General features: G+C 51.4%; 22 protein-coding genes. 9 read left to right on the forward strand and 13 right to left on the reverse strand.

All coding sequences use genetic code 11. The features are described from left to right. Positions 1 to 385, reverse strand: a 385-nt coding sequence (locus OXH16_00710; protein MCY3679885.1) for a tRNA (pseudouridine(54)-N(1))-methyltransferase TrmY, incomplete at its 3' end; no start/stop codon positions are given. Positions 386 to 397: 12 nt separating this feature from the next. Between OXH16_00710 and OXH16_00715 the strand changes: the two genes are divergently transcribed. From OXH16_00715 to OXH16_00735, 5 genes are all read left to right on the forward strand, one after another. Then, positions 398 to 1,138 (forward strand): hypothetical protein, encoded by a 741-nt coding sequence (locus tag OXH16_00715; GenBank protein MCY3679886.1) that lies wholly within the window; start codon positions 398 to 400, stop codon positions 1,136 to 1,138. A 13-nt stretch (positions 1,139 to 1,151) separates the two neighbouring features. Continuing rightward, positions 1,152 to 1,559, forward strand: a complete 408-nt coding sequence (locus OXH16_00720) for a VanZ family protein (protein ID MCY3679887.1) — start codon at positions 1,152 to 1,154, stop codon at positions 1,557 to 1,559. 23 nt (positions 1,560 to 1,582) lie between these two features. Further along, the gene (locus OXH16_00725) at positions 1,583 to 2,896 is read left to right on the forward strand and encodes a sulfatase-like hydrolase/transferase (protein MCY3679888.1); all 1,314 of its coding nucleotides are present in this window, start codon (positions 1,583 to 1,585) and stop codon (positions 2,894 to 2,896) included. Between the two features lies 1 nt (position 2,897). Beyond that, the gene (locus OXH16_00730) at positions 2,898 to 4,715 is read left to right on the forward strand and encodes a DUF3604 domain-containing protein (GenBank protein ID MCY3679889.1); all 1,818 of its coding nucleotides are present in this window, start codon (positions 2,898 to 2,900) and stop codon (positions 4,713 to 4,715) included. A gap of 76 nt (positions 4,716 to 4,791) precedes the next feature. After that, the gene (locus OXH16_00735; GenBank protein ID MCY3679890.1) at positions 4,792 to 6,111 is read left to right on the forward strand and encodes a sulfatase; all 1,320 of its coding nucleotides are present in this window, start codon (positions 4,792 to 4,794) and stop codon (positions 6,109 to 6,111) included. Between the two features lie 80 nt (positions 6,112 to 6,191). Here the strand turns inward: OXH16_00735 and OXH16_00740 are convergent, their stop codons facing one another. From OXH16_00740 to OXH16_00785, 10 genes are all read right to left on the reverse strand, one after another. Continuing rightward, positions 6,192 to 7,451, reverse strand: a complete 1,260-nt coding sequence (locus OXH16_00740; protein ID MCY3679891.1) for a hypothetical protein — start codon at positions 7,449 to 7,451, stop codon at positions 6,192 to 6,194. Beyond that, positions 7,451 to 8,260 (reverse strand): outer membrane lipoprotein-sorting protein, encoded by an 810-nt coding sequence (locus tag OXH16_00745; protein MCY3679892.1) that lies wholly within the window; start codon positions 8,258 to 8,260, stop codon positions 7,451 to 7,453. Before OXH16_00745 ends, OXH16_00740 begins: the two co-directional genes overlap by 1 nt. Beyond that, complete coding sequence (locus OXH16_00750) at positions 8,257 to 10,539, reverse strand: MMPL family transporter (protein ID MCY3679893.1); 2,283 nt, start codon at positions 10,537 to 10,539, stop codon at positions 8,257 to 8,259. The genes OXH16_00745 and OXH16_00750 overlap by 4 nt, the downstream gene beginning before the upstream one ends. Before the next feature lie 167 nt (positions 10,540 to 10,706). Further along, positions 10,707 to 11,882, reverse strand: coding sequence for an oxygenase MpaB family protein (locus OXH16_00755; protein MCY3679894.1), 1,176 nt, complete (start codon positions 11,880 to 11,882; stop codon positions 10,707 to 10,709). Between the two features lie 124 nt (positions 11,883 to 12,006). After that, positions 12,007 to 12,600: a peroxiredoxin family protein gene (locus tag OXH16_00760; GenBank protein MCY3679895.1), complete on the reverse strand. Its 594-nt coding sequence runs from the start codon at positions 12,598 to 12,600 to the stop codon at positions 12,007 to 12,009. A gap of 63 nt (positions 12,601 to 12,663) precedes the next feature. Then, positions 12,664 to 13,143, reverse strand: a complete 480-nt coding sequence (locus OXH16_00765; protein MCY3679896.1) for an EVE domain-containing protein — start codon at positions 13,141 to 13,143, stop codon at positions 12,664 to 12,666. 14 nt (positions 13,144 to 13,157) lie between these two features. Further along, a complete protein-coding gene (locus OXH16_00770; GenBank protein ID MCY3679897.1) occupies positions 13,158 to 14,615 on the reverse strand; it encodes an arylsulfatase in 1,458 nt (485 codons plus the stop codon). A 12-nt stretch (positions 14,616 to 14,627) separates the two neighbouring features. Further along, positions 14,628 to 15,713, reverse strand: a complete 1,086-nt coding sequence (locus OXH16_00775; GenBank protein ID MCY3679898.1) for a membrane dipeptidase — start codon at positions 15,711 to 15,713, stop codon at positions 14,628 to 14,630. A gap of 1 nt (position 15,714) precedes the next feature. Then, the gene (locus OXH16_00780; protein MCY3679899.1) at positions 15,715 to 16,842 is read right to left on the reverse strand and encodes a membrane dipeptidase; all 1,128 of its coding nucleotides are present in this window, start codon (positions 16,840 to 16,842) and stop codon (positions 15,715 to 15,717) included. A 168-nt stretch (positions 16,843 to 17,010) separates the two neighbouring features. Then, complete coding sequence (locus OXH16_00785; GenBank protein ID MCY3679900.1) at positions 17,011 to 17,241, reverse strand: hypothetical protein; 231 nt, start codon at positions 17,239 to 17,241, stop codon at positions 17,011 to 17,013. Positions 17,242 to 17,428: 187 nt separating this feature from the next. On the opposite strand from OXH16_00785, the gene OXH16_00790 reads away from it, so the two are divergent. Then, positions 17,429 to 18,775, forward strand: coding sequence for an adenosine deaminase (locus OXH16_00790; GenBank protein ID MCY3679901.1), 1,347 nt, complete (start codon positions 17,429 to 17,431; stop codon positions 18,773 to 18,775). On the opposite strand, the gene OXH16_00795 is transcribed toward OXH16_00790, so the two are convergent. After that, positions 18,770 to 19,936: an ATP-binding protein gene (locus tag OXH16_00795; protein MCY3679902.1), complete on the reverse strand. Its 1,167-nt coding sequence runs from the start codon at positions 19,934 to 19,936 to the stop codon at positions 18,770 to 18,772. The genes OXH16_00790 and OXH16_00795 overlap by 6 nt on opposite strands. Before the next feature lie 212 nt (positions 19,937 to 20,148). Here OXH16_00795 and OXH16_00800 point away from each other — a divergent pair, with 212 nt between their 5' ends. From OXH16_00800 to OXH16_00810, 3 genes are all read left to right on the forward strand, one after another. Beyond that, complete coding sequence (locus tag OXH16_00800; protein ID MCY3679903.1) at positions 20,149 to 20,898, forward strand: phytanoyl-CoA dioxygenase family protein; 750 nt, start codon at positions 20,149 to 20,151, stop codon at positions 20,896 to 20,898. 91 nt (positions 20,899 to 20,989) lie between these two features. Continuing rightward, entirely contained in the window at positions 20,990 to 22,303 is a 1,314-nt protein-coding gene (locus OXH16_00805; GenBank protein ID MCY3679904.1) for a metallophosphoesterase family protein, read from the forward strand. Positions 22,304 to 22,336: 33 nt separating this feature from the next. Then, entirely contained in the window at positions 22,337 to 23,656 is a 1,320-nt protein-coding gene (locus OXH16_00810; protein MCY3679905.1) for a metallophosphoesterase family protein, read from the forward strand. Here the strand turns inward: OXH16_00810 and OXH16_00815 are convergent. Beyond that, on the reverse strand, positions 23,653 to 24,732 hold the full coding sequence (locus tag OXH16_00815) for a Gfo/Idh/MocA family oxidoreductase (protein MCY3679906.1): 1,080 nt from the start codon (positions 24,730 to 24,732) through the stop codon (positions 23,653 to 23,655). The two genes, OXH16_00810 and OXH16_00815, sit on opposite strands and share 4 nt — an antisense overlap. Positions 24,733 to 24,897 lie beyond the last annotated feature (165 nt).

Below are 24,897 nucleotides of genomic sequence, written 5' to 3' on the forward strand. Positions count from 1 at the left end.
CATAGAGTGTTTCCTTGCGATCTTGCACAACGCGTTCAAATCCCTTTTTTGCTACAAACAGACCATCATCAACCTGCCGCTCTTCGCCCAGTGACAAACCCCTGCCAGCAGATAGTGCTTTTTGCACAGCACCTGCCAGCGTGCGTTCATCAAACCCACCCAAATAGGTCAGATGATCGCTTTCAAAGCGCACGGTTTTCGGTGGGTCCGAAGGCCCATCAAAGACGAGATGGACAACAGTATTTGTTCGTATATTTTGAGAATAAAAAAGCGCGTTGGCCAAACAATGCGCCACGATCTCCAATCGCCCAACCCGACGCAGGTCATCCAGTGAAAAATCGGGTGTGGTGGGACCTTTGCGAGCGCGAAGAATAAAATTTCTCATAAGGAGCAAATTATGAAACGCTGGGTGATCGCAATGCTGATCCTCACAACTCAGGTCAGCGCGGAAAACGAAAACAAAATGTCAACAGGGGATAGTAAAACCGATGAAATAATGGTCGAAATTCAAAAAAACGCCAGAGAAATCGCCACCTGCAAGGCTGAACAAACGACCGTCATTCGCGTTATGGATCAAGAACTGACGCTCAATACCAGTGCAACCTTTAAGCGCCCCAACCTCATGCGTCTCGACACCGTACAAGACCAGGTGATCATTTCACAGCGGTTGTCTGATGGCGGATTGATGTGGACCTATGACCGCGAAGAGAAAATCGTCTCCAAGGTGAACCTCGGGCGGGTCTATCGCATAACCAACCTCGAAGCCGATGCAGATCAGGCCGATCCCCTGCGTCCCTTTAGAGGTTTGGAATGGACGAGTATTCGCTACACCAAAGATAAAATCTTTGAAGATCGTCCCCACCGCGTTTTTGAAGCCAAGACCAAAGTCAATCTCTTACATGCGCAACTGCCCAATCCCCCTGTCAAAGCACAATTGCTCATCAATCCCGAAGATGGTCTGTTGCGCCGGGTTGGCCTTTTTGATGCCAAAGACAATGAGATCATCTCACAGACCTTTCACAATTTGACCACCAATCCCGACGTAAAAGACAAATGGTTTGAATTTATCGTACCCGCGGGCACCCATGTCATTGACGCCACCGACGATGCAATACAAGCCCTCAAAGCAGCACAGTAGGGTGGAAAAATTCATGACAACAACGCATTGGCGCATCGCTCTATTTATCTGGCTACTCTTAATTTTTATTGGTTCAAGTGGCCTGCTATCGTTCGAAAATACAGAAAAATTTTTCTTTTTCAGTGAACGAATACACCATGCGGCGCGCAAATTCGCACACATAGCAGAATACGCTATTCTGACCTATTTGTGTTTCCGGTCTCTATGGACAAAGAACCGATTTACCTCCTGTGTATTGTGGAGCGTCCTGATATCCATCCTCTATGCGATATTGGACGAATACCATCAATCCTTTGTCCCCAGCCGCACTGGCGTCTGGACTGATGTGGTATGGGACGGCACGGGTGTCGCAATCATAATCCTATTATTGTGGTATGCGAAACACAGGGAAAACGGCAAAATCAGACAGTGGATTTTATAGACTCTTTAACAGGATACCCCGACATGACCAAATCTGGAAAAATCGAAAAACCCAACATCCTCTTCATCCTCGCAGACGATATGGGTTGGGGTGACGTCAGCTATCACGGCTCACACATTCACACGCCCAACATCGACCGCCTCGCAGCCACGGGAATCGAACTCGACCAGCACTACGTCTGTCCCATGTGTACCCCCACCCGCACATGCTTGTTAACGGGACGCCATCCCGGCCGCTTTGGACGTCACGCCACCGTCCCGTCCAACGCCCCTGTACTCCCAGATGGATATGAAACGCTCGCCTCATCCTTTCGCAATGCGGGCTACGAAACTGGCCTCTTTGGAAAATGGCATTTGGGATCCTCTCCCGAATACGGCCCCAACCAATTTGGTTTCAATACAGCTTATGGAAGTCTGGCCGGCGGCGTTGACCCGTACAACCACCGCTACAAATCAGGCCCTTATAGCGTTACCTGGCACCGCAACGGCGAACTCGTCGAAGAGCGCGGTCACGTCACCGACCTCATCGCTCGAGAAGCTGTCCAGTGGATCGAAGCGCAAACAGGCCCCTGGTTTTGCTATGTCCCCTTCACCGCTGTTCACACCCCCATCAAAGCACCACAACACTGGATAGATCGCTATTCAGATCGGCGCTATGATCCAGACGACGACAAAGACCGCTCATTCAAAACCTATGCCGCGTACGCCAGCCAGATGGATCACGCCATTGGCCAACTCGTCGAAGCTATTGCCCGCCTGTGCCAGCGCGAAAACACCATCATCATCTTCTCATCGGACAACGGCGCCATCCCTGCCGGTCCTCTTCACGACACAGACAAATATCCGGGCCGCCACGAAGACATGCCGCGTCTGGGCTGCAATTTGCCCCTGCGAGGTCAAAAATCTCAACTCTACGAAGGCGGTATCCGCACGCCATCCCTGATCAACTGGCCTTTTCATCTCCAACCCGGAAAATGCTTCCACCCCCTGCACATAACCGATTGGATGCCAACCCTGACCAATCTCATCAACTACACGCCCGATAGCGACCCTCAATGGGATGGCCAAGACATCTGGCCTCTGCTCACAGGCGACATCGCCATACCCGAAGAACGGTCTATCTTCTGGAACTTTAGAGGATCGTCTTTTGGCATGCGAACGGGCAATTGGAAATTGATCTACGAAGAAGGCCAAATCCCGGAAGAAACCCAACTCTTTCACATCGGTTCCGACCCCTTTGAAACAACAAATATTACCTCTAAACAAACCGACCGCGTGCATCGCATGCTCGAACACATAGCCAATGAGCGAAAACGCGACAACAGTTCAAAAAGGTAAGATGCGAGACATTCACATGCCCGACAGCCGATTCTGGGCAACCGCAGCCGGCAGGCTTCAGGTCTGCTGTCCCGTGGATCTCCGGCTCCACTACCGGGCACCGGACGGTGGATTTCGGGCCGGTGGAAACCTGTGGATCTTCTACGACATCCGCCAGTACCTCAACAGGGATCAGGCATTTCAACCCCACGACGGCATCGAGATCACAGGCCCACCAGACACGGACTGGGAAGGCGTCCCCCTTGTGGGAGGCGGCGTTGTGCGCACCTTTGACACGCACCCGTTGACGCCCGAGTTTCTCCACGCCGTTCACATCAGGTGCAAAAAAGGTCGGGTTGCACCCGCAGAACGCGTCACCATTGCACTTCGCACCCATCCGGACGGGTTTCTGCTCCCGCAGAACGCCATTGACGCCTTTCACTTCTGGCTTGTCGAAGATCTGGACGGTGTCCTTTCTTTTCATCATCCAGGAGGTAAGTATCACTTTTTTTTGCCCAGAGATACAGACCTCTCCATTCTCAAGAGCAATCCCCTCACCATTACGCCCGGATCTGTGGAAACGCTCCGGGTGACAGCGCACGCGCTGAGCACAGGGCGTATCGCAGCGCAGGTCACCCCCATCGACACATACGGCAATCCCGTCTTTTCTAAAGACGAACTCACCCTTGCTACTGCAGCGGAAAGCATCAGCGTATTTCTGGACAATTCCCACACCACGCGTACCCACCTCTCTGCGAAGGCCCCCTGGGACCAAGTCTCTGCCAGGCGTGGAAAGCTGAACGCTCAGAGCAATCCCACGCGAGTCACTACTACACCCTCTGATTTAACTCTGTACTGGGGTGATATCCACGGCATGCTGTTCAACCAGCGCCCTCTGACAGACTATTTTATCTGGGCCAGAGACATCGCCCATCTGAGCTTCTCGGGCGGACAGCTTTTTTCGTATAGCGCCTGCATCGCCGAAGTCTGGGAACAGCTTATAGATGCCTGGCGTTCCTTCACACTGCCCGGAGAATTTATTGCTCTTCCCTCCATTGAATTCGCCACACCACCCGACGGCAGTCACCGTCTCGGATTCTTTCCCGATCTGGACGGTCTTTCTCCCATCTTCTGCGAAGATCGACCCGAAGCCCACGACCCCAAACTCCAGGCGCGCTACCATCCGGAAACCGTCTACTGCAAGGATTACCGAGAACTCTACGACGCCGTCCATGCCCGGGGCGGATTCACTCAAGGGCACTTTCACACCGCCTTTTACGAACGGGAATGCCTCGCAGAAATCTACCAGAAGCAGAATGTCAACGTGGATCTTGAAGAAGCCAAAATCAACCGGGCCATCCAGTTTCAGGGTCTCAAACTCGGTATTGTCAGCGGCAGCGACACCCACGACTCCCGTCCGGCAAACCCTTATCCGGAACCGGGACCTGGCAAACCCGCGGGACTTACCGGCCTGTGGGCGGAACGGCTTGACCGCCCCACCATCTTCGATGCATTCTCAAAGCGCCGGTGCTACGCCACCACTGGCGCCCGGATCTATATCGATTTTCAGATCAATTCCCATCCCATGGGCAGCACTGTCAGGGCACATCGCTACGAATTTACCGCTGAAGTTCTGGGCACAGCAGACATAGACCGCATCGAATTGATGGTCAACGGGGACATATCCCAAACCTTTACACCCAAAAAACAGCACATTATCCTGGGAGATACCGTCCACCTGACCTTTTCACCCTCAGGTGTTCACTACTGCTACCTTCGCATCTACCAGCACGATGGCCACCGGGCGTGGACCAGCCCGATCTGGTTAGACAAAGTATGATATTAAACCGAATGGAAAACCACATAACCACCCGCATTGAAGCGCCCAAAGGGTGCAATCACAACAAGGAGATATTATGTCCTACCGCAACGTCCTCTTACTCATTGCCGACGATTGGAGCCCCATTGCCGGATGTTATGGCAATGACGTCATCAAAATGCCCAGCGTAGATGCACTTGCTGCGCGAGGCACCTTATTTAAACACGCCTTTTGCACCACCCCATCGTGCGCAGCCAGCCGCGCCAACCTCCTCACCGGACACTACAGCCACACGCACGGACAATACGGCCACTCGCACAGCATTCACAACTTCCACACGCAACTCGACATGCCGTCAATTCCCAAAACACTACAATCTGCCGGATTCACCACTGGCGTTGTCGGCAAACTCCACGTACAACCCGAATCTGTCTATCCCTGGAACTACGAAGCTGGCGGAGGGCGCAATGTGCGCGGTATTGCAGACAACATCTCGAAATTCTTTGAAACCATTGACAACGATCAACCATTCTATCTCCACGTCGGTTATTCCGATCCCCACCGCGATTTCGGCAACAAACAAACCTATCCCGGCGTCCCCGAAGTCACGTATTCACCCGAGGAAATCATCGTCCCTGATTTCTTACCCGACCATCCAGACGTCCGACGAGAATTTGCCGAATACTACCAATCCGTCTCTCGCCTCGACACCGGCATTGGCATGGCCGTCCAGGCACTCCAGGACGCCGGTCGAGCCGACGACACCATGATCATCGTCATGAGCGACCACGGCATGCCCTTTCCCGGCGGCAAAGCCTCTTCTTTTGACACGGGCCATCACTGCCCGCTCATCATCACGCGCCCAAATGCCGAAGCCGTTGTCAGTGACGCCCTCGTCAACTGGAACAACATCGCCCCAACCGTCTTTGAATGGTGCGGCGTTGAACCCCCTGAAGGCCTGCCCGAAAAGTCCCTCGTCCCCATCCTGGACGAATCACATCCCGAGGGATTTGACGAAACATTCTTCTCCCACACCTTCCACGAAGTCACCAACTACTACCCCTACCGGGTTCTGCGCGGACGCAAATACAAATACGTGCGCAATCTCTATCCCGAAATCACCACCCCTTTGCCCAGTGACCTGTGGGCATCGCCCACCTGGCAGGCCATTCGCAGAGAAAATCTGGAAATGGGCAAACGCCGCACGGAAAAATTCCTGCATCAGGATGCCGAAGCCCTCTTCGACATTGAAAACGATCCCATGGAATCCACCAACATCATCGACGACCCCGAGGTTCAGGACATCGCCGAATCCATGCGACAAAAAGTTCGCACCTTCCGCAAAGAAACCCGAGACCCCTGGTGCCTGGCGTCCTATCACGCGGGCGAACCGGGTATGGAACCTGGCGTAATGTGATCGCTCCTTCTATACAAACAAACCCCCGCCTGATCATCCCGGGCGGGGATTTTGTTTTTTAATTAGAGATTGTGCAACAACTAAAAATTGTACATCAGACTCACATCAATAAAACTATCGCGGCGCGTATCGTAGTGGATATCTGCTTTGTCAATAGAGAGAAGATGAATCGCCTCTATATTCAGAGACAACTGATCAGAGATGCGCCGGTCCAATTCGACAGATAGTGCGCGTGTAGAACGACCCGCATCCCCCAAAAAACTCGTGACAATTTCAGTACTCTGAACATCGTTGAACGCGAGGCGCGTAGCAAAAAAGAAGTCGTTTTCGAGCGTATTGGGCGAGCGACTCGGCGTCGCATTTCGCCCCCGCCCATCGTAATTCCATTCGCCGAGCAAACTGACATCAAAGGCCGAACCAAATACGGAATAAAACGTGTATTCTCCCCCAAAAACGGAAGCCACATAATCCTCTTCCATACCCAGCAAATTTCGAGCACCCGCGCGCTGAATAGCCTCGAACTTAAACAACCATGAGCCGACAGTCAGTTGTGCATCCAGCCCAAACTGACGGATCTGATCGTAGTGCTGCACCAATACCGGTGCTCCATTACTACTCACGCCCGGCATCAGAAAAGGCTCTCGGCTCGTACCATTGAACACACTCAAACCAACATCGAAAGCGCCAAAACTCTGACTATACCGTCCTGCGAAATCCACATGCCACGCCTCCCCCTCGCTCTCATACTCGACGCGTTCATCTTCCACCACGAGCGAGAGGCGCAAGCGGCCAGATTCGCCCGGAAACGTGCGCACCCGGTGATACGGCAAAACAAAAAATTCCACTACTCCCCAATCGCTGGACCAGGTAATATTGACCATCGGCTGCCCCAACTTCGCCTCTCCGTTTGGGTGTTCCACCAGATCGATCTGATTGACAATATCCACCAGATGTTGCGATTCAGTAACGCCCCAGAAGACCTGATCAATACCCACGCGCAACTCCCATTCGCCATCGCCGATCTCTCCGAATACCAGAAAATAGGCTTCTCGCAGATCGGCATGGGTGCGGCGTGGATCCGCGTTGTCGTAGCGAAAAAATGGCGATAGCGTGAAACTCCTACCCTCAGCGTCTGCGAGATAGAGGTTGGGTACTACAACAAAACCGATGGCATGTGCCCCCTGACCGGAAAAAGCACCGGATTTGGGAAACCATCGGCTTTCGACATTCACGCGCCCGGAAAAATCGCGGTCAATCCCAATTTCGGCATGTGCGCCAGCAGCAAAGACCAGAGCCAAAGTCCAGACGGCACCGAGATAAAAAGAGATACGGCGTAGCATCAACGCACCCGTCTTAGCCCGGTTTGCGTGAAATCGCGATCATCCAGATCTGTTTGAAACTCAAAATCCGTCCACGTCAGGACAGTACTTTTTCCAGTTAAATGATTGACCATCGTCATCTCACCAGCACGCCAGTAACGTTCCAGATACTGCGCGTAATTTCCCAGAGTAAGTGTCTTCAGATGGGCATTCTTGCGATCGTAATACTCCACTTTCCAGACGCGAAGCTCGTCCTTATCCCTCCAGACCACCTGGCGGCTATAGCCCGATTTCTTATCCGCGGGAAAGCGTTCTGTAACCGTGCATGTCAAATCGCCATATGCCTCGTCGCGCAGATAGCGATAGGTAAATTTCTCCACAGCCTGAGGAGTCAGGTCCTCATAAGCAAATTCACTCCCCATAAACGAACCGGACTGGTTAGACGAACTAATGCGCTTGACGCGCTTCAGAGCAGGCAAATAAAGCCATTGGTCGTCCGCGCTTTCCCGATGAGCGTGAATAAGCAACGCCGTTCCCTTGACATCGCGCGGTTCATCGAACACAAACAGGCTCTTGTCGCCATCTTCGGAGACTTCGAGAACCTTTACCCGGAGTTGGCACCGGCTCTCTTGCCCGTGTTTGTTGCGCAACACCATGGTTTGCTGAGCCGTAAAATTACCAAAACCCTTCTCGCGAGCGTGAGAATCCTGAGCGATTTTCAACCCGGTTTCCTCTGCAGTTTCAGAACGAGCGGGTATTGGCACACCGAGATAAATCAAAAGAATTGGACAAAGCGCGAAAAACAGATGTATTGGTCGTATTGGTATCATGAATTTCTCCGATCAATAGCAATCAGTAGCGTGGGAAGGAGCAAGAAGTCGGCAACAAGCGCGAAGACAATCGTAATCGTGACCAAAAGGCCGAGTGCCCAACTCACCTCAAATCCCGATGTGGCGAACACAAGAAATCCCACGGACAACACTGCGGTCGTCGTCCATAACGCATGGCCCACCGTGTTAAAAGTATAGCGCACGGCCTCGGGAGCGGGAAGACCCTCGCGTCGGGCCTTCAGATATTTGCTCAAAAAATGAATCGTGTCATCCACGACAATTCCAAAAACAACGGCAATCACCACCGAAGAGGCAATCCCCACATGGCCGACGAGATAGCCCCACAGGCCGAAACTCATAATCGCGGGGATAAAATTGGGCAACAAGCTGAGGAGACCGACCCGAACACTTTTGAAAATCCAGATTAAAATAAACGAAATAAGTGCCATCGCAGTGATCGTACCGCGCAACATACTATTGATATTTCGCAGGGACAGATGGGCAAAAACAATGCTCAGGCCCGATGCTTCGTATGCAAAAGCGGGTGCATTGGCCTGGAGCCAGACCTGTGCGCGCTTATCGAGCTCACGCAGATCTCGAGACCACGCATTCCCGGTCACGACACTCAGGCGCGTAGCGGATTTTGCGACATCTATCCGGTCATTGAGATCGCTACCAAACGGAAGTGAAAACTCGTAAAGCAACAGATACTGCGCCGCGAGTTCCGGGTCTTCGGGCAAGCGATAAAAGGCGGGATCATCGCCGTGCATGTTTTTATTCAGACGTTTCATAATGTCCGAAAAAGCCTGGACATGGGTCACTTCGGGTTGCGCCCGGTACCACTCGGCAAAAGCATCAACCTGACGCAGATACTCCGGATCGGTAATACCACCTTCGCGTCCTGCACTCAGCGAATATTCCAGCTTATCCAGACCAGTCAGATTGTCAATAATATAATCCGTATCGCGCCGGAACTCGTATCGATCATCAAAATACTGCGCCATATTATCGCTCAACTCAATGCGGGAAATGCCGAGTATCAGAACGACGACAACCGCAGTGACAAACCAGAGCAGAAATTTTCGCCGAGCGATGACAAAGTCAGCAAAGCGGTCAAAAAAAGCCGTCCCGTGAGACTGCACAAGAGACGCGCGCAAGGGCAAAATCGAAAGCAATGCCGGCAATAGCGTCATAGTGTACACAAGCGCGCACAAGACGCCAAATGCCACGTAATTGCCCAAAACGTGAAAAGGCGGTGAATCTGAGGCATTCAGGCTGAGGAATCCAATCGCCGTCGTGACCGAGGTAATAAATACCGGATAGGCATTGATGCGGATTGATTCAACAATCGCCGCATTTCTGTCCAGACCGCGCCTCATACCCAGTAAAACACTCGTGACAACATGGATCGAATCCGCGATGGCGATCACCATGACAATAATCGGCACACCGGCATTGGTGGGGCTGAATACCACGCCATTCCAGCCGGCAAATCCCATAGTCGTATTGATGACAAACACGATCACGGCAACAATGGCCAAAGTGCTGAAAATCGAGCGCAGGAGAATAATTGTGGCACCTACAATGATGAGAAACACAATAGGTGTCAGAGTCTCCATGTCGTTCTTCGTGACATCGGCGAAAGTCCGATGCATGACCACATCGCCAGTCATGTAATAATCGATATCCGGATGGCTCGTACGGGCTTGATTGAGGACCGAATCGAGATAATCGGTAATTTCGATTACTGCCTGGTCGTGATTTTCGGGCAGGATAAAATTAATAGCCACCCCGGCAGTGCGCCCATCATGAGACACCAGACGCCCGGCAATTTCGATTGCGTCCAGCGCGATCTTCTCGATACGCACCACATCGTCATCGCTCAGAGAAGATGCGTCGTCAACGAGCGGAGCGACCACCAAATCGTCATCAAGGGCTTCGCTATGGGTATAATTGGTAAGGGAATTGACGCGGCTGGAATAAGGCGCACGCCACGCGGCTTCGGTCAATTCCTCAACCGCGCCAAGTGCCTCGCGGGTAAACACCGAACCATTTCGGGGCGTAATGGCAATCAGTGCTGTATTGGAGGCCGAATACGTGTTCTCCAGAGCGTCGAAAGCGAGGAGTTGTGGATTGTCTTCGCCAAACAGAATGCGGTAATCGTTCGTGACGGTGATGAAACGAACACCTGCCGTCAGTGTCAGCATGACCAGTGTCGTAAGCGCAACAACCAACCATCGATAGCGCAAAATGACAGCGGTGTAGCGTTCTAATTGCAAAAGAGTCACTCCTTCGACCATTTCGGATTAAGTGCGGCGGCGAGTTCACCGAGCGAATGCTTGGCACTATCGACACCGCCAAAAGTAGATATTTAACTGATTTCCCTCATAGTAGATATTTAACTGATTTCCCTCATTATATATTGGTGGATAAAGACCGTCATACCTCACCACGGCTTCGCCTCGTCTGCGTGTAGCTTGTCGGGCAATCGGTAACTGATTTTATGTTCTTCGAGCGTAGATACGTCGAGCAAGGCCATGAAGCTTCGGGTACGATGCCCCGGTCTCCACCATAGCAGGACATCGAGGATATCCTGGATTCTGCGCCTCAGCCGCAAATATACCAGTGTCCCGGGGCCAGATGTCCGACTTTTGGGGAACATGAGTTGATCGGCGAGTTCGTCTCCAATCAACGCTCGGGAAAGGCGGTATCCAAAACCAGATAGATTATCTCGCTCTTTCTCGTCTTTAATACCGATCACGTAAGGAGCCGAGGCAATCACCGAGTTTGCCATAGCAATAGCTTCCAGGCCGGGAGGCGGCTCGCAGATGTAACCCACGCGGTATATTTCACAGGCTTCGGTCTCATTGCTGAACAAGAGTGCCTCGGGCACACCCATCAGATGAGCGGTATAGCGCCATATCTGCATAAAACTGTCGCGCTCTTCATCGTTTAGACGTGCGCCAATTCGCGTGGCTGACCGCAACAGCATCCCGGAGAAATTACAGGACGCGAGCGCGATGTGGGCAGTACTGATCGGCATGCCGTGGGCTTCATAGTCCCACACCTCAGAAGCGAGAAGATGCCGCCTGACCTGTGCATGCACCAGCCGCAGACGGACAGACAGTTTCCAGCCCTCGCCATATCGCTCCAGGCCACCCGGCAACATAATCTCTAAGAGGTGAAGTATATTTTGCTTTAGCCGCCGCACCCCCTGATCGGTCAGCCTTCCTGTGGTGAAAAACGATTGGCTGATCAGCGTAGTGAAACCCTGTACAATAATATCCACGACAAACGAGGTAAGAAACAGATCTGAATAGGCTTGGAAGCCACGGCATCCGGGATATACTGACTCGGGATCAAACCACGCGGGCGGCGTCCCGACCTTCTCAAAAAACGCCCGTAATTCCTGAGGCGCATCACGCAGTTTTTCCTCATCCAGGTCCATCCCAGCCCTGATGAATTCGCCCTGTTGCTTCTCGTCAATGTCGGCTAATCCATTGATCAGGGCATCGGCATCGGGATCTCCAATCAGCGTGTGCTGGATGTACGTTTTGGCGAGATCGGGATCGGTCAGAAGTGCTTTTTCATACCCGGGTTGATATGAAGAAGGTATCTGCACTCTATCACCTCATTTTGATCAAAATTCTCGAGATCAGGTAGCAAAACCCTTTGTTTAAATCTTATAAAAAAATATTTGAACATCACCTATTTTTTGTCAAGTCTTATTTATTTTTTAATCTGAATTATGGTAACAATTTCAAGTGTTCGAGAATCTCTTCCTGTTCGGCTAAATCAAACTGATTTGAACCAATATACATATATCTAATAATGCCGAGTTTATCGATGATAAACGTCGCTGGACGGGCAATACTGTGAACGAGGCTGTGATCTGGCAGACCGAGCCAGTTATATAACGAATAGCCGAGTTTGTCGATAAAAAATCCCGCTGGACGCAAAGTGTTGTAAATGAGATTGTGAGCAAACGCCAGACCAAACCAGTGATAGACCCCATAGCTTTTGATGGCACTTCGATCTTCGTCCGCCAGAAGCGGATAGGTGATACCACTCCGTTCGGCGTATTCGCGCAGTTCACAGAGTTGCTGTCCTGCTGCGATAGCGATAGATGTCGCATTGCGTTCGGTATAAACATCTATATGTTCTTGCACTATCGCCAACTGACGACGGCTTCTTTTTCACCAGGTCCCCCGAAAAAACGTCAGAATGACATGTTCTTTACCTCGATACGATACGAGCGATACGTCTTGTCGTTGATGCGAAGGGAGGGTAAATAAGGGGGCAATATCACCAATGCTGAGAACCCTGTTTTTACGCGGCATGATGTACCTTTTATCTGCAACGAATAGTCTTTGAAGAATTTCATTTTTTATACTTTGGCCTTCTCATCTCGCCAAATGCCCACCCATCTCGCACACAATCTCAAACTCCTCCTTTGTCACCGGCAGAATTGACAACCGCTGTCCGCGCTGAACCACCTTCATATCTTTGAGCTTGGGATTATTCTTGAGGTCTTGTAGGCTAATATACGGCTCAAATGCTTTTGACCATTGCACATCAAAAGAAAACCAGCGCGGATCTTCTTTCGAGGCCTTTTCATCGTAATACTCATGACGCGCATCGAATTGAGAGGGATCGGGATATCCAGCACGCACAATATTCGCGATACCAGCAACACCGGGATTTTTACAATTCGACTGATAGAAAAGTGCCTGATCGCCTTTTTGCATTTCGTCGCGGATAAAATTGCGCGCCTGATAATTGCGCACCCCCCGCCAGTACCCAATCCCACTGGGACGATTGCTCAATTCTTCAAAAGAGCACACATCGTATTCGCACTTTACAAGCCAGTATTTTTGGGCCATAGCATCCTCGCATTTTATTGTGCGGCTTCTTTCCATTTCTGATAATTTGGCGACAAGCTCAGCGCGCCATCGGGCTGCGGCACGAGTTCCCCATTTTGCCCCCTCGGATCGCCCCGATTTTCATTCACCTCTGCCAATCGCCTGCGCCACATCGCAATGCGCGTTTCATACGCCGGGTCTTTGGACAACTCGCAGCATTCCAATGGATCGTCATCCAGATTAAAAAACTGTTCTTCTCCCGTGTGATGAAACCAGATATACTTCTCGTGCCCATCGGTCACATATTGCATGCCGTGTTCTCTCGTATAACACGTCGTATGCTCGCCCTGCACAAACGCACGCCATCCTTCATCATCCCCCCGCGCAATATCCAGAAGAGACCGCCCATCTACAGACGCCGGTATATCGACCTCGGCAGCATCGAGCAATGTGGGCATCACATCGCGCAACTCCACCGGATGATCGTACTTCATCCCTCGCTCCACATCCCGCCATGTATCGGGATACTTCACAATAAATGGAATGCGCGCAGACCCTTCGTATGCATACGTCTTCCGCCAGTGGTGGTGGTCGCCCATCATATCGCCGTGATCAGATGTAAAAATAATCAGGGTATTACTGTATGCTTGTGGGTCCCGATGGCGCAACTCGTACAGCACGCGCCCAATCTGGTGATCGATAAACGTGATATTGCCGTAATATCCCGCCCGCCCCCTGTGCGTTTCCGCATCGGAACGGTGCGAACGCGGTGCATTGACATCTGCGATTTTTTTGTCGAACTCTGCAGCCCAGTCTCCCACAGCGGCTTTGGGAATATTGTCATTGTCGATATACATATCCCAATACGCCTGGGGCGCATCATAGGGCGAATGAGGACGCGCAAATGAAAGCCACATAAAAAACGGTTTGGTCGGATCGCGTTGCTGCAAAAATTTAATTCCCTCACTCGCCGTCCAGTGCGTCGGATGCAAATGCTCGGGCAAATGGCTGGGACGCGCCATCCATGAATTCCAATCGATACTGTGATCCCGATACCCGTAAGCACCTTCCTTGTGCTGATCAAAAAACAGATGATAATCGCTGATGAAGTTTCCCGCCCGCCGGCCACTTTCATCCAGCACCATGTGGTGAAAACCGTATAGCCTGCGCTGCGGGGCATGATGCATCTTACCCACAGCCTGCGTGTGATATCCCGCCGCTGCAAGTTCCCCCGGCAATGTCGCCGGATATTCCAGCGGATGGCTTCCCGTCATTGTCAACCGCCCGTGATTCCATTGATCCATCCCCGTGATAATCCCCGCACGTGCAGGCGTACACGATGGCACTGATGTATATGCGTGGGGGAAATGCGCCCCCCGCTCGGCCAATTCATCGAGATACGGCGTCTCCAGTGCCGGATGCCCATCACACCCGAGGCAATCTCCGCGCTGTTGATCTGTTGTAATCAACAACAAATTTGGTCGCTCTGACATATTTGTATCCTTTCACCTTTTCCACACCGACTTCAACAACCGCACCCAATTTCCCGACAACACCTTTTGAATATCCTCTTCTGAATATCCGCGCCGTTCAAAAATAGGCACCAGATTCTGCAAATCGGCAATTGTATTTAAATCTCGCGGCGACTGTTCCTGGCCATACCCCCCATCCAGATCCGTCCCAATACCCGAATGATTTGCATTGCCAGCAAGCTGACACACATGATCGATGTGATCAACTATTGTATCAAGCGTCGCCTCTGTGGTCTGCTCATAACACGGCACGCCCCGCTTCCAATCTGGATCGAGCATCCACGCATCAAAAGCTGCGCCAATAACTCCGCCGCGTTCTACAATTGCGCGGATCATATCATCTGTCAACTGCCTCTGCCCCGGCGTCAGAGCCCGACAATTGTGATGGCTTGCAGCCACCGGCCCATCGTAATAATCGAGAATTTCCCAGAAAGCCTGATCGGTTGTATGTGTCAAATCCACAATAATCCCCGCGGCTTTGAGTGCGTCGAGCAACGGCCTGCCCCGATCCAGCAATCCCCCTTCCGTCCCCGTTCCGTGACAATAAGAACTCACGCCATAATGCGAAATACTCACCATTTTCAAGCCCAGATCGCGCCATTCGGACACCTGGTCGGGATCCAGAATCGGATCGGCGCTTTCCATCGCCAGCACCAACCCGATAGGGGTATCTGCCGCAGGCTGTGCCCACGCCGCAACACAGGCGTCCAGATCCTCAACCGTATGAATCTGCCGGATAATCCCCCGCCGCTCCATCGCCTTATAAAAGGCGTAATGCCCCATCCCGACACCGTAACACTGCGTCTGATCCCACATCCCCGTACGCGTCCAGCGATCATTGGTATCAATACGCGACATCACTGTGCCAAACACAATCCCCACACGCCCCTTGTGCAACTCGGGAAACGTGGTTGTACACGACCCAAAACTGCGCGTAGTCAGTTCCGAATCGTGTACCCGCACAGTTGCCGCGGGTTGCGTGAGATCGCGATTGACCTGAATAGCGCAAAAGGCAAGATCTAAGTGGCTATCGACAATAAAGTAAGTATGATCGGACATGTCATCCCCAGGCTGTATTAAAAAATCGAACCAAATTCCCATGCGCAAACCCCTTCACGTCGTCTTCTCCATAGCCGTGATCGCGCATCAGATTTAGAAACCGCTGCAAATCGTCAATCGTATGATAATCTGTGGGCGAAAGCTCCAACCCAAATCCACCGTCCAGATCTGTACCATAAGCCACGTGATCTGTGCTACCTGTCAGTTCGCAGATGTGATCGATGTGTTCGAGTACTGCCTTCATTGGTCGGGTTGCCGTGGTATAATGCGTACTCTGATCGTCCCAATTCCATGCCGGAGACAACATCTGCTCGGCAAAAACCATCCCGATTACGCCTCCCCGGTCCGTAATCGCGCGGATCATATCGTCCGACAAATGCCGCTGCCCCGGCACCAAAGCGCGACAATTGCAATGGCTGGCATGCACTGGCCCCTTCCAATAATCGAGAATATGCCAGAAGGTCAGGTCTGCCGCATGCGTCAAATCCAGCGCAATATCGGTCTCAGCCAGCGCATCCATCAGCGCGTAAGCCGGTGGATATAGCCCACCCACCGTACCCGTGCCATGCCCATACGTATTGGCGCCAAAATGAGTCAAAGACACCGAGCGCAGTCCCGCTTCATACCATTCGCCCACCTGATCGGGCCCCAGAATCGGATCGGCACTTTCCATCGACAAAATAAGCCCCACGGGCATATCGTCCGATGGGTTCTCCCAGTCAGAAACACAGGCATTGAGATCTGCAACAGACTTGATAAACCGAATTTCGCCACACCGTTCCAGCGCCCGATAATACGCCAGATGAGATTGGCCTCTCGCATAGGCCACATCCTGTGTGCGCACCGCATTGTGCGTATTATCCTGTGGATTTTGCACGCGACACATAATGGTCGAAAGCATAATCCCCACGCGCCCTTTTCGCATCTCGGGCAAACAAACAGTTGGCGTAAACCGTTTGGGCTGTGGCCCCAGGCGTTTCTCCAGCGAATCCGGATGGTTCGACAATCCTCCCACCATACTGTCTTCGCGCTCGCGCAACACATATACAGACTGCGTGAGATCACGGCGATAAAACAGTGCATTAAACGCCATATCGAGATGCCCATCAATAATCAAATATTCGCGCATATCCAATATCCCAATTCAAAGATTTGCTCGCTCACGAATAACGTAGCACGCAAATCGCTCAAGTGCAAGTACAAATAAAAACCCCATCTTAATTGGATGGAGTTTTTTTAGTATAACGCAAAAAGTGTACCCTAAATGCTGAGAACAAATAGCTTTCGACCCGCGACTTTATTTTGTCATATCTTCAATTTCGTCCTGCACGCGCTTGCGCCACTCGCGGTCGTCATCAGATTCTTTTTTCTTTTGCACACGTCTCTGTCTATACGGCTTATTCACGGGCTTATCTTCAACCACCTCGATAAACGAACCCTCTTTGCGATTGCGACGTTTCCAATACCGAACAAATACCCAACCCAGGTAAACCATTGCACCCATAAAAATCAACAACTGTGCGGTCATGTAAGCCTCCATTTGCGCGATTATTTCACTTCATAAAATATCATAAATAACAAGCCGCGTCAAGCGGGGAATTGCCCTAAATTGAGACATTTTTTAATCTGTAAATAGGGACTTGTCTCACCCTGTAAATTCTCTTAACTTTTTAGATTCAATAGGCTCAAAACGCGCGAATCCAAAGGAATAATACATGTCCCCACTCCACTTAGCCAAAACTTGCGAACTCCACGTCCACCCAGGCGGATGCTTGACCGCCGAAGACCTCATAGAACTCGGCAAAGACCTTTACGAAGACATTGACTGGACGCCTTTTACAGACGCCTACGAAGAAGCTTATGGTATTCGTCCGGATCCCATCGCACTCTATCGCGATGCCATCTCCAATCCAACCGTGGGACTTGCCAAATTTAAAGAACACTACATCTATACCGAAAAAGACGGGGGCGACTTTGGCCGGTTTAAAGCCAAATTCAACATCATCAGCAGCCTTTTGAGACACCCACCCCAAAGACAGGAACTCCTGATCAAGGCGTTTTTCAAAGCACACGATCGGCATCGCAAAGAAGGTATCACCTTTATCGAATACCGTTGTAGCGGTGGTGGGGAAACGCGAGAGGGATTCATCGACTTTCACAGCACAAATGCCCAAATTCTCTCAAACGCATCGCAAAACAACACAACCGCGCGCTACATCATCACCCTGCGCCGCTCGACCGCGCAACAAGACTACGAATGGGTGCAAGAACTCCTGGACGAAAACCCCGAACTCATACCCACCATCGTCGGCATTGACTTTGCCGACATCGAAGAAGGTTATCCCCCAAAAGACAACCGCGAACTCTTCCAACATGTACACAAAAACAACCAACAACACCCCGACCGCGCCCTCGAAATCACCTATCACGTAGGCGAAAGCTATTTCGACAAATCGCTCGAAAGCGCGATACGCTGGTGTCACGAAGCCGCTGAAATGGGCGCCAGACGATTGGGCCATGCCATAGCACTCGGCCTCGACCCGGCAGTCGCGATTGCGCGTCGCCCCAATGCACATGCAAAAGAACGGGTCAGCGAACGCCTCGATCAGATCGCCTACGATCTCACGCACGCCTCTGAACTTTCGGCTTTCGATATCGAAGTGAACGCCAGTGCACTCCAAACCGAACGACAAACCCTGAAAAACCGAACACCCGAAGAAATAGTCGAGCGCCCTTATAATCCCCAACGCCTCGAAGAAATCCGCAACCGCCAGCAATTTGTTCTCAACCGCCTCACAAAACTCGGCACAGTCATCGAAACGTGCCCCACCTCCAACCTCCGCATCGGCGGCGTGCCTGATCCCGCTCATCACCCCATCCACACATTTCTCAAATCAAATGTCAACCTCGTCATCGGCGCAGACGACCCCGGCATCTTCGACAGCCCAATCGCCAGCGAAATCGACTGGGCACTCACCCACACCAACTGGACACCCGAGGCTCTGGACAAACGCTTGGGTGATCCCCGCCGATTTCAATTGGGAAGCCTGCGCCCTTCATGAAATCACATCACCTGCCCATAGAGATTGTAGAAACACTTTCCAGGGCACAATGCGAATTGGGCCAACAACGCGTTCTGCCGTTTCATTGCAAACAACTATAGCTTTCCTGGGTGCGAATTCATCGATAAATGCATGCATAGGTCGAAGAACCCTGTTATCTACCTGGCTTGTACCTTTGGCCTCAATTGCCACCTCGCCATTGCCCAGTACAAAATCAACCTCTAACCCCGACTTCGTTCGCCAAAAATGAACATCGTAATACAATGCACTATAAGAAGCGTGTGCCATCAATTCGGAAAAAATAAAATGCTCAAACGCTTTGCCAAAAATTATGCCCTGGGCATCCTCCAAATGCCGTTTTGCAAGTACACCAGCCACACCCACATCAAATAAATAAAACTTGGGCGCTCTGGAAATAACCTGCCTGCTTTGTCGTCTCTTAAAAGGTTCAACCATTTTGCCCAAAAGCGTATCGACGAGAATTTGATAATACTCTTTTACAGTCTTGGAACTCACGCCACACTCTCGGGCAATATTGGAAAAATTAGTCAACTCGCCGTGAGAGTATCCCATCGCATCAAAAAATCTGGAAAATGCCGGAATATTGCGCGTCAACCCCTCGTCAAAAACTTCTTCTTTTAAGTAATCTTGCACATAAGCATTTAGAGAACGGCGATATTGCGTGCTGGCAAAATGATCGGGAATCAGGCCACGATTCAAAACCCTCAAGAGATCTATATCGCCGTCAGGCAACTCATCTGTCACTAATGGAAACATTTCATATCGCCAGGCGCGTCCACCGAGCAAATTGGCCCGTCCCCGCTTGAGCTTCCGCGCACTGGAACCACATAAAATAAAACGCAGTCCCCTATTTTCTATCAGCCAATGCACTTCATCCAATAAAAGCGGCACACGCTGAACCTCATCCAGGATAATCGGATGCGCCAATAATGCTTCAGACTGCGCGAGAACTTGCTCGCGCAACATGGCTGGTCGCCGGTTGAAATCCAGCATCAAATCCGTCTTCAGGAAATCATATACCAGACTGTTGGGAAACACCTGTTTGAGATATGTGGATTTACCTGTTTTTCGCGGTCCCCACAAAAAAGCCGATTGTCGGCTGGGCAAATCAATTCTTAAGCGCCGGGAATAGTGTACCATTTTGAACTTTCCTCCAAATTAGTTGAACTATTTTAGAATTTACTTCAAAATAGTTTAATGTCAAGACATAGATTATTTATATTCAACTGTTCGAAAACGGACACTACTGTATCATTATCGAAATTCGAAAAAAACTCAGGTCTCCAGCCCCCAATTCACACGCTTGACATACTGTGTTTAAAGCTGTATTTTCCGCGTCAAAGGAGAACACAGTGTTTGAACCCAGTATGAAAACATTTTACGACACCCATGGCTACCTCGTCGTAAAAAACCTCTTTGCAAAAGAAGAACTCGCCGACGTCATACAGCGCACCGACGAGATTGTAGCCGACCCGGATCGCGCACCCGAGGGCATCTCAATTGGCCTTGAAGGCAATACCGTAACAGACAAATCAAATCCAGAAGCGCAAAATCACAGTGTGCGCGTTCTCGCATTTGTCGTGCGCTTTGACCACACCTATCACCCCATTGCCAGACATTCCAAACTACTCGCACTCGTACGCGGCTTGATCGGGCCGCGCATTCGCGTTTTTCGCGATCAGATGCTGCTCAAACCACCGGGTGGTCAGGCAAAACCAGCGCACCAGGACCAGAGCTATTTTCGCGTACAACCCATCAATGGTCTCGTCACCGCCTGGATTGCCTTAGACGAGGCCACAGATACCAATGGCTGTATGCGTTATGTGCCCGGCTCACACAGACACGGCATCTTCGAAATCACCCATGACCCAGACCGCCCCGTGCATCACATACCCGATACGAGAAATATCGAACTCCCCGAATCCGTCGCTTGTCCCGTGCCCGCAGGATCCGTCATTTTTCACCACGGCTGCACCCTGCACCACAGCGAAATAAACCACACAAACACATGGCGCAAAGCGCTCATCCTCCACTATGCCACAACCGATTCTCGCTCCGAACGCGAACAACTCAACAACGAAATCTCTCTTGAAATTGATTGAATAAGAGTTGCGTTTCGCCTTTTTAATTTGGAACGTATTGTATATCTTTGTAAGAGAAACATCGTTCCCACATCCTCACCAGGAGACCACCATGCGCCCGATTTGTCTCATCCTTCTGTTCCTATTCACAGTCCCGGCTTATGCAAACGAGCATTACCGTGCTGCCGTAGATTCCATTCCCTCAAAAATTCCCGACCGCATAGTACTCAACTGGTCGGAAGACCCCACCACCACAGCATCGATCACATGGCGCACCGATACGAGCATCACACAAGCCGAAGGACAGATCGCAAAAGCCAATGCCTCGGCCAATTTTACCACATGGTCCTGGAGCAAAAACGCGCGCACTGAAAAATGGGAACACAATGGAAATACGGCCCATTTCCATTCGGTCACATTCAAGGGTCTCAAACCCAATACCCTCTATGCCTATCGCGTGGGCAGTGGCAATATCTGGAGTTCCTGGTATCAATTTCGCACGGCCTCAGCTGAACCGGATGACTTCACCTTCATCTACTTTGGCGATGCACAAAACAACCTGCTCGCTCTGTGGGCACGCACCATCCGAACCGCCGTACTCGACGCGCCCCATGCCGATTTTATCATCCACGCAGGCGACCTCGTCAATCGCGCCAACAGGGACAGTGAATGGGAAGAATGGTTTGAATCTGGCGACTGGATCCATGCAAAAATCCCCAGCATTTCTACGCCGGGGAATCACGAATACTATAAAAATGGAGACAAACGCCATCTATCTGTTCTATGGCGTCCGCATTTCACCCTGCCAGAAAATGGGCCAGAGGGCTTTGCAGAAGCGACCTATTACACAGACTATCAGGGCGCGCGCATCATCTCGCTCAATTCCAATGAACGCCACAAAGAACAGGCATCCTGGTTGGAACAAGTGCTCAAAGATAACCCGAATAAATGGACCTTTGTCACATTCCATCATCCCGTCTATTCGGCGTCTGAAGGTCGCGACAATAAAGACCTGCGCGAAGCGTGGAAACCCATCTTTGATAAATACGCCGTCGATCTGGTGCTCCAGGGGCACGACCACTCGTATGCCAGAGGAAATAACATCGGCAGCGGCGCAACCGTGCGCGACTCAACCAAAGGCACAGTTTATGTCGTATCGGTCAGCGGTCCCAAACAATACAAACTCAGAAAAGACCGCTGGATGACGCGCGGTGCGGAAAACACACAACTTTATCAGGTCATTACCGTCTCTGGCGACATCTTGAGCTATCGCGCAATGACCGCAGTGGGCGAACTCTACGACGCTTTTGATCTGGTCAAACAGGAGGGCAAACCCAACAAACTCATTGATCGCGCGCCTCAAGCTCCCGAACGCCGATGGGAAAATACCCTGGAAAAGAAAGACAAAGACGACAAAGTTTATTAGTGGTCTTATAAAAATTCTCGCCCGGAGACCACCATGCGTCTGATCTGTCTCATCCTTCTGCTCCTATTCACAGTCCCAGGATATGCAAACGAATATCACCGTGCGGCCGTAGATCGCGCGCCTAAAAAAATCCCCGACCGCATAGTACTCACCTGGTCGGGAGACCCCACCACCACGGCATCGGTCACATGGCGCACCGACACGAGCATCACACAAGCCGAAGGACAGATCGCAGAAGCCAATGCCTCGGCCAATTTTACCACATGGGCCAGAAGCGAAACAGCGCGCACTGAAAAATGGAAACGCAACAGACTTGTCGCCCATTTTCATTCGGTCACATTCAAGGGTCTCAAACCCAATACCCTCTATGCCTATCGCGTGGGCAGCGACAAAATCTGGAGTTCCTGGTATCAATTTCGCACGGCCTCAGCCGAACCGGATGAATTCACTTTCATCTACCTTGGCGATGCACAAAACAACCTGCTATCCCTGTGGGCACGCACCATCCGGACCGCTGTACTCGACGCACCCCACGCCGATTTTATCATCCACGCAGGCGACCTCGTCGATTATCCCAACAAAGACAGCGATTGGCATGAATGGTTTGAATCTGGCGACTGGATCCATGCAAAAATCCCCGGCATTCCTACGCCGGGGAATAACGAATACTCTAACTATCAAGATGTGAGCAAACGTCGCCTATCTGTTCTATGGCGTCCACAATTCACCCTGCCCGAAAATGGTCCCGAAGGCTTTGAAGAAACCACCTATTACACAGACTATCAGGGTGCGCGCATCATCTCGCTCAATTCCAATGGACGCCAAAAAGAACAGGCGCCCTGGTTGGAACAAGTACTCAAAAACAACCCCAATAAATGGACCTTTGTCACATTTCATCATCCCATCTATTCCGCAACCCAGGGCCCCGCGAATAAAGACCAGCGCGAAGCGTGGAAACCTCTCTTTGACAAATACGCCATCGATATGGTACTTCAAGGTCACAACCACACGTATGCCCGGGGGAACAACATCGGCAACGGCGTAACCGTGCGCGACTCAACCAAAGGTACCGTGTACGTCGTATCGGTCAGCGGTCCCAAACAACTCAAACTCAGAAAAGACCGCTGGATGACGCGCGGTGCGGAAAACACACAGCTTTACCAGATCATCACCGTCTCAGGCGACACCCTGCACTACCGCGCAATGACCGCAGTGGGAGAACTCTACGATGCATTTGATCTGGTCAAACAGGAGGGCAAACCCAACAAACTCATCGATCGCGTTCCTCAAACCCCCGAACGCCGATGGGAAAATACCCTTGAAAAGAAAAACAAAGACGACAAAGTTTATTAATCAACGGTTGCATCTCCCGCTATATCCACTTCACACCCCTCCTCCTCACTGCGATAAATCCCATCTAAAATCGCCATCACCTGAAGCGACTGCTCGGCCGGCACTGGTGACGGCTTACCCTCTGTAATCGCCTCGGCAAACGTCATGCATTCCAGCGCGTGCGCTTTGGCGAGATCACCCGTATCTCGCAATGCGTATTTGTTATGTTGCTGCGTTTTGGAATCCGAATAATAAATCTCACAACTGGGCAAATGCGCTCCACCCTTCGTACCGTAAAGCCATATCTGCCGTTCTGACGGGGGACCCTGATGCAACATCCAGCTCGTCTCCAGAATAAGCGAAGCCCCACTTTCAAACCGCACAAAAGCCGCTGCAAAATCCTCCACGTCAAATTCTTTGGGAATCGCGCCACCACTGCGCCCCATCGTACTGAACGCACCCTCTTGATGTGCCAACTCCGCCTTCGCCACACCCGTCACAGCTACGGGATTGGGATTGCCCATCAACCACAGCGTCAAATCCAAAACGTGAACACCAATATCGATACACGGCCCGCCGCCGCTGTGCTTTTTCATAATAAAGCCCGGTCGCGCGGGTACACCCGACCGCCGCAACATCCAGCATCGCGCGTGATAGACATTGCCCAACACCCCGGTATCCAATTCCCGCTTCATCGCCAGAGACGACCCCGCAAACCGCGACGACTGCGCGCACATCAGCAACTTGCCCGATCGGTCTCGCGCTGCAATCATATCTTTCACCAATTGAGGACTGGGTGCCAGTGGCTTTTCGCAAATCACGTGTTTACCCGCATCCAGCGCGCCGATAGATAGTGGCGCGTGATAATTATTTGGTGTACACACATCCACAATATCGATCTCTGGATCGGCAAACAAATCTTCGGGATTTACATACAGCTTTTTCACACCATATTGCTCACCCCAACTCTTCAACACATCTTCGCTAATATCGCTTCCAGCCACCAATTCGGCGTGTTCCGAAGCCTGCCACCCTGGAATATGCGTCCGCGCAATACCTCCCACTCCGACAATACCCACCTTCAATTTATCTGCCATTTTGCCTCCTCAGTTAAATTAGCATTCAGCCCGACCACCCAACCCCTTGTGTCTTTGTGTCTCTGTGTGAGACCTCCTCTCAAATAACAAAATGACCCGCACATTGTCAATGCACTATCGGCAAGACCAAACATATTCACAACCGCTTGACGCCCTGTTCAGACC

Source organism: Gemmatimonadota bacterium, from assembly GCA_026705765.1.
GTDB lineage: Bacteria > Latescibacterota > UBA2968 > UBA2968 > UBA2968 > VXRD01.

Excerpts from the sequence above, each read along its gene's own strand:
- OXH16_00715 (MCY3679886.1), top strand. The coding sequence starts at position 398 with ATGAAACGCTGGGTGATCGCAATGCTGATCCTCACAACTCAGGTCAGC.
- OXH16_00720 (MCY3679887.1), top strand. The coding sequence starts at position 1,152 with ATGACAACAACGCATTGGCGCATCGCTCTATTTATCTGGCTACTCTTA.
- OXH16_00725 (MCY3679888.1), top strand. The coding sequence starts at position 1,583 with ATGACCAAATCTGGAAAAATCGAAAAACCCAACATCCTCTTCATCCTC.
- OXH16_00730 (MCY3679889.1), top strand. The coding sequence starts at position 2,898 with ATGCGAGACATTCACATGCCCGACAGCCGATTCTGGGCAACCGCAGCC.
- OXH16_00735 (MCY3679890.1), top strand. The coding sequence starts at position 4,792 with ATGTCCTACCGCAACGTCCTCTTACTCATTGCCGACGATTGGAGCCCC.
- OXH16_00740 (MCY3679891.1), bottom strand. The coding sequence starts at position 7,451 with ATGCTACGCCGTATCTCTTTTTATCTCGGTGCCGTCTGGACTTTGGCT.
- OXH16_00745 (MCY3679892.1), bottom strand. The coding sequence starts at position 8,260 with ATGATACCAATACGACCAATACATCTGTTTTTCGCGCTTTGTCCAATT.
- OXH16_00765 (MCY3679896.1), bottom strand. The coding sequence starts at position 13,143 with ATGGCCCAAAAATACTGGCTTGTAAAGTGCGAATACGATGTGTGCTCT.
- OXH16_00770 (MCY3679897.1), bottom strand. The coding sequence starts at position 14,615 with ATGTCAGAGCGACCAAATTTGTTGTTGATTACAACAGATCAACAGCGC.
- OXH16_00775 (MCY3679898.1), bottom strand. The coding sequence starts at position 15,713 with ATGTCCGATCATACTTACTTTATTGTCGATAGCCACTTAGATCTTGCC.
- OXH16_00780 (MCY3679899.1), bottom strand. The coding sequence starts at position 16,842 with ATGCGCGAATATTTGATTATTGATGGGCATCTCGATATGGCGTTTAAT.
- OXH16_00785 (MCY3679900.1), bottom strand. The coding sequence starts at position 17,241 with ATGACCGCACAGTTGTTGATTTTTATGGGTGCAATGGTTTACCTGGGT.
- OXH16_00790 (MCY3679901.1), top strand. The coding sequence starts at position 17,429 with ATGTCCCCACTCCACTTAGCCAAAACTTGCGAACTCCACGTCCACCCA.
- OXH16_00795 (MCY3679902.1), bottom strand. The coding sequence starts at position 19,936 with ATGGTACACTATTCCCGGCGCTTAAGAATTGATTTGCCCAGCCGACAA.
- OXH16_00805 (MCY3679904.1), top strand. The coding sequence starts at position 20,990 with ATGCGCCCGATTTGTCTCATCCTTCTGTTCCTATTCACAGTCCCGGCT.
- OXH16_00810 (MCY3679905.1), top strand. The coding sequence starts at position 22,337 with ATGCGTCTGATCTGTCTCATCCTTCTGCTCCTATTCACAGTCCCAGGA.
- OXH16_00815 (MCY3679906.1), bottom strand. The coding sequence starts at position 24,732 with ATGGCAGATAAATTGAAGGTGGGTATTGTCGGAGTGGGAGGTATTGCG.